The sequence below is a fragment of the Streptomyces otsuchiensis genome, assembly GCF_004305975.1.
GTDB classification, from domain to species: Bacteria; Actinomycetota; Actinomycetes; order Streptomycetales; family Streptomycetaceae; genus Streptomyces; species Streptomyces otsuchiensis.
Map to the genome: position 1 here is coordinate 1 of NZ_BHZI01000269.1, position 7,760 is coordinate 7,760.

At 69.3% G+C, this 7,760-nt stretch carries 3 protein-coding genes and 1 pseudogene; all 4 read left to right on the forward strand.

Going from position 1 to position 7,760, the window contains the following annotated elements:
* Positions 1-667: pseudogene (locus E0D90_RS21130) on the forward strand (hypothetical protein); the annotation flags it as partial.
* A 32-nt stretch (positions 668-699) separates the two neighbouring features.
* Positions 700-1,032 (forward strand): hypothetical protein, encoded by a 333-nt coding sequence (locus E0D90_RS21135; protein WP_157996903.1) that lies wholly within the window; start codon positions 700-702, stop codon positions 1,030-1,032.
* A gap of 94 nt (positions 1,033-1,126) precedes the next feature.
* On the forward strand, positions 1,127-3,556 hold the full coding sequence (locus E0D90_RS21140; RefSeq protein WP_130799661.1) for a hypothetical protein: 2,430 nt from the start codon (positions 1,127-1,129) through the stop codon (positions 3,554-3,556).
* Positions 3,557-3,595: 39 nt separating this feature from the next.
* Positions 3,596-7,582 carry a type VII secretion protein EccCa gene (gene eccCa, locus E0D90_RS21145; RefSeq protein WP_130799662.1) on the forward strand — a complete coding sequence of 1,329 codons (3,987 nt, stop codon included), beginning with the start codon at positions 3,596-3,598 and terminating at the stop codon, positions 7,580-7,582.
* The last annotated feature ends 178 nt before the right edge of the window (positions 7,583-7,760 follow it).

The following is a 7,760-nucleotide window of genomic DNA, read 5'->3' on the forward strand; positions in this document are numbered from 1 at the left end:
CGTCGGCGCGGGGGCGGGCATGGCGGGGATGTACGGGGGGACGATGCCGCCCAGCGTCGGCAACTCCGGCCCGGCACGCGGCCAGATGATGAACCAGGCGGCCCGCAACCTCCGCCACCGGGCCGGAGTCGCCTCCCGCTTCGCCACGCACGAGTCGGCGCAGGGCGGCCGGCCCTTCACCCCGCCGCCGGGGAGCGGCCAGGGCGGGCGCACGGCCGGCGCCGGTGGCGCCGGTGCCGGGCAGCGGGCGGCCGGGCCCGCGCCCGGATCGTCGGGGGCCAAGGCATCCTCTTCCGCCCGTTCGGCGGCGGCGGCGCGCGCCGGGGCACCGCTGGCCCAGGGCGCCCGGGGCTTCGCCCCGCCCGCGGGCGGCAACACCGGCGCGGGACGCGCTGGTTCGCCCACCGCCCGCAACACCACGGCGCGCCCGGTCACGCCGTCTTCCGGTGGCGCGCGCTCCTTCACGGCGGGCCCCGGCGGGTCCGCCCACGGAGCCCGCGCGGCGGCCGCCGCCCGCCACCAACTCGGCGGCAGCCCGGCTCCGGCCCCGACCTCGGCGCGGGCCGGCAAGGACCGCAAGCGGGAGAAGGGCACCAACGACCTGACTGAGAACCGCTCGGTCTGGGAGTCCGACCGCCGCGCCACCGGCGGCGTGCTCGGCGAGTAGCCCGAGCCGCACAGCACACAGGGGAGCGAGAGATGAACGACGGTCTGTGGGTGGATTCCGACGGCCTGGAGTCGGCGGGACGCAGCAGCTACACCGCTGCCGGCGCCGCCGAGGAGGCCCACCGCGCGGTGAGCCGCGTCAACGCCACGCCAGCCAGCTACGGCGGCGCGACCGAGTTCGTGGGCGCACTGAACGGCGCCCGCGACGTGCACGCCCGAGGCGCCGAGGCGGCGTCGGAAGGGCGCGAGGTCATGGGGGACGGCGACCACGGTGCCGCCGGGTTCTCGCACGACCTCGATGGGCAGTCCTCCGCCATCATCCGTGGGGCGAACGCCCCCGACCAGGGCGTCGCGGACGCCATCTGACCGCGTGGCGCCCCTTTTCGGAGGGACGGCGCACTCACCACGATCCGCCGCCGGCTTCCCGCCCGCGGCCCGGTAGCAAGCCGCAGGAGCAAGCGTGACGCAGGGTGTCCACTTCGACAACGAGGACGTCAAGGCCGCGGCCTCCCAGGACCCATGGGAGCTCCGGGACGACTTCGTCGACGAGGTCGATGTCGAGGACATCGCCGAGGCCGCACTCTCCTACGCGATGGCGGCGGAGGAGGCGGGCAGCGCCGAGGAACTCGCCGAACTCGCCACCGAGGAGCACCAGGGCGCGGCCCAGTTCAACTCGGACGACCTCGCCGACGCCGAAGGACGCCTGGCGGAGACGAAGGGCAACCTCGCCACCCCCGAGCTGGAGTCGACCGTCGACATCCTCGGCAAGACCGTGACCCTGGCGGAGGACACCGTGCAGGAGGTGGACGACGAGATCTACGCGCACGGCAGCCTCAACACCAAGGTGGCCGACCACCGCCAGGCCGCCGTGGACGAACTGAACCTCTGGTTCACGGCGCTCCAGAATGGTGTCGATGAGTACAACGACATGGCCGTCCCAGAGCCGGTGGTGCTCCTTAAGCCGGATGGGTCCAGTGCGGCGAACCCGGCACGGCAGCTCGCCCACGAGGAGCCGACCGGTGTCTTCAGTTTGCCCGACGATATTATCGTGACCATTCGGCAGCACCACCTGGACGCGGCGGTTGAGGACGCCGAAGCCACCGCTGCAGCCATCGACGGGCATATCGAGAGCTACCGCTCCACCCTGACCACCTACGGCGCGGAGCTCACCGACAACGGCTACGACATGGCCGACAGCCCTCTGGGCATCTGGCACACACCGGAGATGGCCGAGTACCACGCACAGGCTCTGAACGAAGCTGTAGAAGCGCTCGAGGAGAACCCCGACGACGCGGATGCTGTCGCCAGTCTGGAGCGCGTGTCCGGATTCCTCGGAGCCATCGCGGCTGACCTGTACGACGAGAACGGCAATCCGATCGGCCAGATGTCGGCATCGGAGTCCAGATACCTCCGTGAACTCTACGAGAGTCTGAGCGCGGATGATCTCGCACGGTTGGGCAACTTGGAGGTGAGCGAGGACCTCCAGGGCCGATTCGACGCCATTTCGACCAGTGTTGCCAACAGCATCAACATCATGCTGGACCCTGCGGTGGGTGGAATCGAGCCAGGGCGCAGTGACCGCTATATACAAATGCCGGACTCCATTGCGGAGTTCATGTACCGCTATGACGAAAAGCTTGAAGAGATCGAGGATCTTGAGCGCTTCAATGGCTTCGGTGGCCTCATGGGTCATGCAACCGTTCCTCCCGGTGACGCGTTCGCTGAACTGCAGGCTGATGCCGCGCTGTCCGTCCAGCGACGCGTCGAGGAACTCAACAACGATCGAGTGTTCCTTCATAAGGATGGCCACTTCAGTAGCCCGGCTTGGGAGAACACTGGTAGCAGTGGGCTTCTGCACTCTGTTTCCCTCAACTCGGATGTCTCCCTCGCACTGATGAGGAACCCCGACGACAAGGAGACGCTGCTAGCGGGGCCGTGGGCCGACAGTACTGGCGCGGGTGCCGTGATGCTTGTCGCTGGGCAACAGGACAGCGGCATCGCCCGCGAGGTGATCGACTTCTACGCTGAGGATCTGTCCCGCTTGGACGGGGACTGGGGTGCGCCCCTCCTCGGGCACAGCCCGGCCGACCTGCTCCAGCACCCGACTGATCTGCGTGGATTCCAGGAGGCATTCTCGGGGCTCGCGCTTCAGGAGCTCGATTCGATGTACGGCTTCGACGGCGGAACGGCATGGGGTAATCGGGATGACATCTTCACGGGAGTAGCGCTGCTTGATGGCGATCTGAATCTCACCTTCAAGGAGGGAGTGAACGAAAAGCAGCGTGAACTCGCGGCCGATTTCTTCGCGACTGAGGCGACGGGGGAAGTCACCAATACGTTCGAGTCGATTCACAATCTCTCGCAGGCGTTGAGTGAGGGTGAAAGGGCGACAATCTCTCACTTCTCCGATCACAAGGCGAAGCAGGATGAGCTTGTGCATAAGTTCTTCACCACTGCTCTGGGTGCAGGTGGGAGATTCATTGATGGTGACACGGCGACCAATGTTTACAACACCGCTTCGGATGTTGTGAAAGCCGCATACGGGGCGCCTAGTTCCGATAAAGAAAGCGCGCTCGAGCAGCACGCCCGAACAACGCAGTTCGCACAGGAGGAGATCGCGCGTCACGCTGTCGTTGCTGGTGCGTATGATGCGTACAGTTCCGGTGGTTTGTCGGATGATCGCCGTGCGGCGTTCGAAGAAAACTACGAAGACCTGCATGGAGGGGGTATTCCCAGTGACCCCGGTCTCCCTAATCCTGCGTCGTTGATTGATTACTACGAAGAGGGAAACTCCATTCCTCTGTCCAATCGTGATCTGAACGAGTGGCAGGACCTCCTGGAACTCGACGACTACACGGGTAAGGCCGACTGGTTGCGTTACGAGAAGTGATCTCTCGTAGAATCCGGTCCCACAGTGAGGCATGAGAAAGTGACCACCCCCACCACAGTCTTCCGTCGCCCGCAGCGGGTGGCGCGTCCCGCTGTGCCGCAGGATGAGCTGGTGCTCAAGGCGCCGCCGGAGCTGCCGGAGCCGGAGGACGCCAACGTCTGGATGGTGGCGCTGCCCGCCGTCTCCGGGCTCGGCTCCGTGCTGTACATGCTCACCATGGACCGTGGCGCGATCGGCTACGCCATCGGTGGCATGTTCCTGGTCTCCTGCATCGCGATGGTGGTCGGCAGCGTCATCCGGCAGAAGGGCAACGCCAAGTCCAAGGCGCGGCAGGAGCGTCGGCAGTACCTGCGGTATCTGGAGCGCACCCGCGTCGATGTGCGGGAGACGGCCCGCGCCCAGCGGGAGGCGCTGGAGTGGAGCGCCCCGCCGCCCGGTGGCCTGTGGACGGTGGCGGCCAGTCCCCGGCTGTGGGAACGGCGCGCCTCCGACGACGACTTCGGCGTGGTGCGGGTCGGCAGTGGTCCGCGCTACCTGGCGACGCCGCTCGTACCGGGGGAGTCGGCGCCGGCCGAGGATCTGGACCCGCTGGCCTCGGTGGCGCTCAAGCGCTTCATCGACGCGCACTCGGTCGTCCCCGGCCTGCCGGTCCAGCTCGCCCTGCGCCGGTTCGCCTCGGTCTCCTGTACTCCCGAAGAGCCCGGGTCCGACGCCGCGCGCGCCTTCTTCCGGGCGATCGTCGCGCACGCGGTCACCTTCCACTCGCCGACCAACCTGCGGCTGCTGGTGTGCACCCGTGACATCGAGGGGGAGGAGTGGGGCTGGGCCAAGTGGCTGCCGCACATCCACCATCCGGAGGAGAACGACAACGCCGGCCCGGTGCGGATGATGCACTCCAGCCTGTCGGTGCTGGAGGAGTGGCTCGGGGCCGAGCTGACCAGGCGCACCCGGTTCAACCGCAACGCGGCGCCCGACCCCGAACTGCCGCAGCTGCTGGTCGTGGTCGACGGCGGCGTGGTGCTGGGTACCGAGGCGCTGCTCGACCCCAACGGTCTCCAGGGCGTCACCGTGCTGGACGTCGGCGGGCACGCGGCCGCGCTCACCGGTACGCACGGCGTCCGGCTGGAGGTGGCCGAGTTCGGCACGCTGTCGGTGCTGGCCGGGGAGTCGAGTGACGAACTCGGCGAGGCGGACGGCCTGTCGGTGCCGGAGACGGCGGCGCTGGCCGAGCAGCTGGCGCATCTGCGGCCGGAGGTCGCCACCACGGTCGGGGACGTCGAGGACCTCGCCACCGCCGACAACACCCTGCCCTCCCTGCTCGCGATCGCCGACCCGGGCCGCCTGGACCTGGACACCCTCTGGCGCTCCCGACCGATGCGGGACCGGCTGCGTGTCCCGATCGGCGTCTCGGCCGACGGCGGCCTGCTGGATCTCGACATCAAGGAGTCCGCGCAGAACGGCATGGGGCCGCACGGTCTCCTGGTCGGCGCCACCGGCTCCGGCAAGTCGGAGCTGCTGCGCACCCTGGTCCTCGGAATGGCCGCCACCCACTCCTCCGACCAGCTGAACCTGGTGCTGGTGGACTTCAAGGGCGGCGCGACCTTCGCGGGCATGGCCGAACTCCCGCACGTCGCCGCGGTCATCACCAACCTGGAGGACAACCTCAGCCTGGTGGACCGGATGAAGGAGGCGCTGTCCGGTGAGATGAACCGCCGCCAGGAGGTGCTGCGTGACGCCGGCAACCTGGTCTCCATCCGTGACTACGAGCGCGCGCGGCAGCGCGGCGCCGGTCTCCCGCCCCTGCCCAGCCTGTTCATCGTGGTGGACGAGTTCTCCGAACTGCTCTCCCAGAAGCCGGACTTCGCGGACCTCTTCGTCCAGATCGGCCGCCTCGGCCGCTCGCTGGGCCTGCATCTACTGCTGGCCTCCCAGCGGCTGGACGAGGGGCGGCTGCGCGGACTGGAGGCCCACCTCTCCTACCGCATCGGCCTGCGGACCTTCTCCGAGCAGGAGAGCCGGGCGGCGATCGGCGTGGGCGACGCCCACCATCTGCCGAGCGCGCCGGGCCACGGCTTCCTCAAGACCGACACCGGCAACCTCAAGCGGTTCCGCGCCGCCTACGTCTCGGGCCCCTACCGTTCCGACGACGGGGAGAGCGCCGGAGGGCTCGGCGGCGCCCTCGCCGTCCGGCCGTTTCCCGCCGGCTATGTGCCGGTGCCCGATGAGCAGCGGGCGCCCGAGCCCGAACCGGTCCGTGAGGCTGACGAGTTCGGGGAGGGCGAGGAGCTGGGCAGCACGGTGCTGGGCGTCATGGTCGAGCAGATGACCGGCCAGGGCCCGCAGGCGCACCAGGTGTGGATGCCGCCGCTGGAGGAGCCGGACTCCATGGACGTGCTCTTCGGCGACCTCATGGTCCGCGACGGCCGGGGCTTCGGAGCGTCCCCGAGCCGCCCGTCGCTCACCGCGCTGCTCGGTATCGTCGACAAGCCGTTCCACCAGCGCCGCGATGCGCTGGAGCTGGACCTCTCCGGCGCCGGCGGGCACACCGCCGTCATCGGCGGACCGCACTCCGGCAAGTCGACGGCGGTGCGGGCGCTGGTGACCTCCCTGGCGCTGCGCCACACCCCGCAGGAAGTCCAGTTCTACTGCCTGGACTTCAGCGGCACGCTCTTCCCACTGGCCAAGCTCCCGCACGTCGGCGGGGTCGCGGGCCGCACCGACGCCGAGAGCGTCAACCGCACCGTCGCCGAGGTGCTGGAGATCATGGAGAACCGCGAGGCGCGCTTCCGCGAGCTGGGCGTGGACTCCATGGCGACCTACCGCGCCGCGCGCGCCCGGGGCGAGTACCTGGACGACCCGTTCGGTGACGTCTTCCTGGTGGTCGACGGCTGGCAGGTGCTGCGGCAGAGCTTCGAAGCGCTGGAGGGCCACCTGCTCGCGGTCGCGGGCCGGATGCTGACCTACGGCATCCACCTCGTCGTCACCGGCAACCGCTGGATGGACCTGCGGATGGCGATGCGCGACCTCATGGGCACCAAGGTCGAGCTGAAGCTCGGTGACGCCCTGGACTCCGAGGTGGACCGCAAGTTGCAGCGCACCATCCCCACCGGCAAGCCCGGACGCGGACTCACCTCCGACAAGCTGCACTTCCTCACGGCGGTGCCCCGCGTCGACGGCCGCCGCACCGACGAGGGACTGGCCGAGGGCGTCAGCCATCTGGTGCGTCGTGTCGGCGAGGAGTGGCCGGGCGAGCAGGCCCCGCCGGTCCGGATGCTGCCGCCGCGCCTGGACCTGGCCATGGTGCCGTCCGACGACCGCCGCCGTGGTGTCGTGGTCGGCCTGGAGGGCAACCGCCTGGAACCGGTCGTCTTCACCCCGGGCGAGGACGCGGGAATGATCGTCATCGGCGACACCGAGTCCGGCAAGACCGCGCTGCTGCGCTCCGTCGCCCGGCAGGTGGTGGACCGTCACACCCCGGAGGAAGCGAAGCTGATCATCCTGGACCACCGGATGTCGCTGCTGCGGGAGTTCGACGGGCCGAGCCTGCTGGGTTACTCCACCGGCCACGAGCGGTCGATGGAGATCGTCGGCGGTATCGCCCAAGGGCTGAAGAAGCGGCTCCCCGGCCCGGACGTCACCCCGGAGCAGCTGAGGGACCGCACCTGGTGGACGGGAGCGGAGATCTACCTGCTGGTCGACGACTACGACCTGGTCTCCACCTCCGCCGGGAACCCGCTGCGGCTGCTCCTGGACTACCTGCCGCAGGCCCGCGGTATCGGCCTGCACCTCTACATCACCCGCCAGGCGGGCGGTGCCTCGCGCGCCGTCGCCGACCCGGTGCTCAGCCGGATGAAGGAGCTGAACTTCCCCGCCGCGCTGCTGAGCGTGCCGCGTGACGAGACGCCGATCTGGGGCGTCAGGCCGGCGAAGCGGCCCAAGGGCCGGGCGCTGCTGATGCACCGGAAACTCGGCAACCGGTCGGCACAGCTGGTCCACCAGGCGTCCCCGTTGGCGGACCGCCCCTAGTCGCCACGACACCGCGACGCCACGACACCGCGACGCCACGACACCGCGACACCGCGACGCCACGACACCCTGACGCCACGACGACGCCGTACCTGAACATCCGCGCCGAACACCCTCCGACGCGACCGCGCACACCCAAGGACCCCGAGATGACGGCCTCCCCGACCAATACCCCCTC

Coding starts and splice junctions, on each gene's coding strand:
- E0D90_RS21135 (WP_157996903.1), top strand. CDS start 700: ATGAACGACGGTCTGTGGGTGGATTCCGACGGCCTGGAGTCGGCGGGA.